The sequence below is a fragment of the Cupriavidus sp. 05L310 genome (genome assembly GCF_056398185.1).
Genome location: NZ_JBFTOX010000144.1, coordinates 1 through 1,804 on the forward strand (window position 1 = coordinate 1; position 1,804 = coordinate 1,804).

1 protein-coding gene is annotated in these 1,804 nt (G+C 55.8%); it reads right to left on the minus strand.

The annotated features are described in order from the left end of the window. Window positions 1-1,129: 1,129 nt before the first annotated feature. Window positions 1,130-1,804 (minus strand): group II intron maturase-specific domain-containing protein (locus AC1DS6_RS42445; protein WP_477104782.1); only part of this gene is annotated, 675 nt, incomplete at its 5' end.

Consider the following 1,804-nt stretch of genomic DNA (forward strand, 5'->3'; position numbering starts at 1 on the left):
GTCTTGCGACGAAAGACCAGTTGGAAGTCTGCCCGCTTTCGCGTGGGATGATGTTTCAACCCCTATCCGAACCATTACAGCCCGGCATTCGCTTTTTCCAACCTCCCATACCCGCACAGCCAACAGCGTTCCTTGCGGTTCGCCTGCCTGAGCCAACTGCGCTCCGGCAGCCATACGGGCTTACCACGTTCCCTGCGCATTACACGACTGGGTTAGGGTCTGCATATTCGCCGGTGGCCTGATAGCGACGTGCCCCGAGATCCTAGCGGGACAACCGACCACGTACCATTTTGGTTAGTGCCTGTCAGCAGCTTTGGCACTGCAATGCTTACGACGTTTATCAGCAGTTCACTTACATTACCCATACCAGCCAGCCTAGCGCCTTGACCCCGTTGCTGCTCGGAGCCTCTATCAAAGGACCTCACGATCCATTAATACCCTTGAGGGGGCTACATTGTCAGGAGAGCTTCACACCCCACCGTTACCAGTGACGCATGTCTCCCTAGGCTACTGCTAGTCGCATAGCAGGTTCTCTATCAGAGCACCCTTACGGGGATGTCCGACCGAACCATAACGCGCAGAGCTTACGCTCCGGGACCTCACTTCCTTACTTCACATGCCCCTCTACTAGCGAGCGCTTGACGGCGGTGTACTCTCGCGAGTGCCTACCGTCCCAAAGAGCCTAGCGCCAGTCCATCCGGACCGGTTTGAATGCTATGTAACGTCTATGCAACATACTCCGTTGCATAGCCACCCGCCTCTCCATGGAGGGGCGTTTACAGAGAACTCGCCCAAAGGCGAGCGTCCCCGCCCTTGGGCAATGGCTGGAAATCCATCCAGCAAAAAGCAAGCTGCAAATCCGGCCGGTGTTCTGGCCTTCCTCGCAACGTTCTAGACTCCCCCTGGCTGTTCGGCCCGGTTCGTCTAAGCAAGAAATGGTTGGGATTGGACAGTTCAGGCGGAAACCTTCCCCTTGTCCCAACAAGGTCGATGCTCCTTACGTTGGAGCTGCCCGGACACGATAGTGCGTGTCGCACAGGAGGGTAGGGACAAGTCATTACTGACCCATCCCCCCCGAGGAACCGTACGTGCGAGTTTCCCCGCATACGGCTCAAATCTCTGCAAAATGTTAGCTAAACACCGGTTTCACAACAGTTTGACCGTGGTGGTGAACTTGGATGTGGCAGTTCGGGTGCAACAGCACGCGATTCCCTAGAGCGTCCGAGCCGCCAAGAATGCGCGGATCCAAGTGGTGATCTTCCCACCCGGTCTCTTTGGTTATCTTGCACTGACACACCGCACACAGTCCTTGCTGGGACAAATACAGCTTGATCCACTGCTTTCGGTGCGACATGCTTGACTGCATGCGCTCCTGCCGCAACTTCTCGCCATACCGCTCCTGCTCAGGATCAAAGGGGTTGTAGCTCCCCTTGATTTTTGTGTGCCGCTGGATAGCTGTACTCGATAGCGAATACAACCCCTTCCAGTAGCTACTACCATCCGCCTTTGTAACTGTGGTCCCGAACACCCAGTTTCGTTCCCCGACCGCTGCGTAGTACTTCTTCCGCACCCAGCCAGAGTCCTTACCGTTGTGTCGCCGTTTCGCCCACCGCCACAGAGCCCCAAAAATATCGTGCTCTGTACGTGTGAACGTCGCCTTCGCAACCACTGGACTGTGATACTGCGCCCAGCCCCTTAGCATCGGATTCAGCAGAGCGATTAGATCCGCCTGCTTTACCGCTTTGTTAGCACTGATGACTTCCTTCACCTTGCGATAGAACGTCTGCACGTTCTTTTTGCTTGG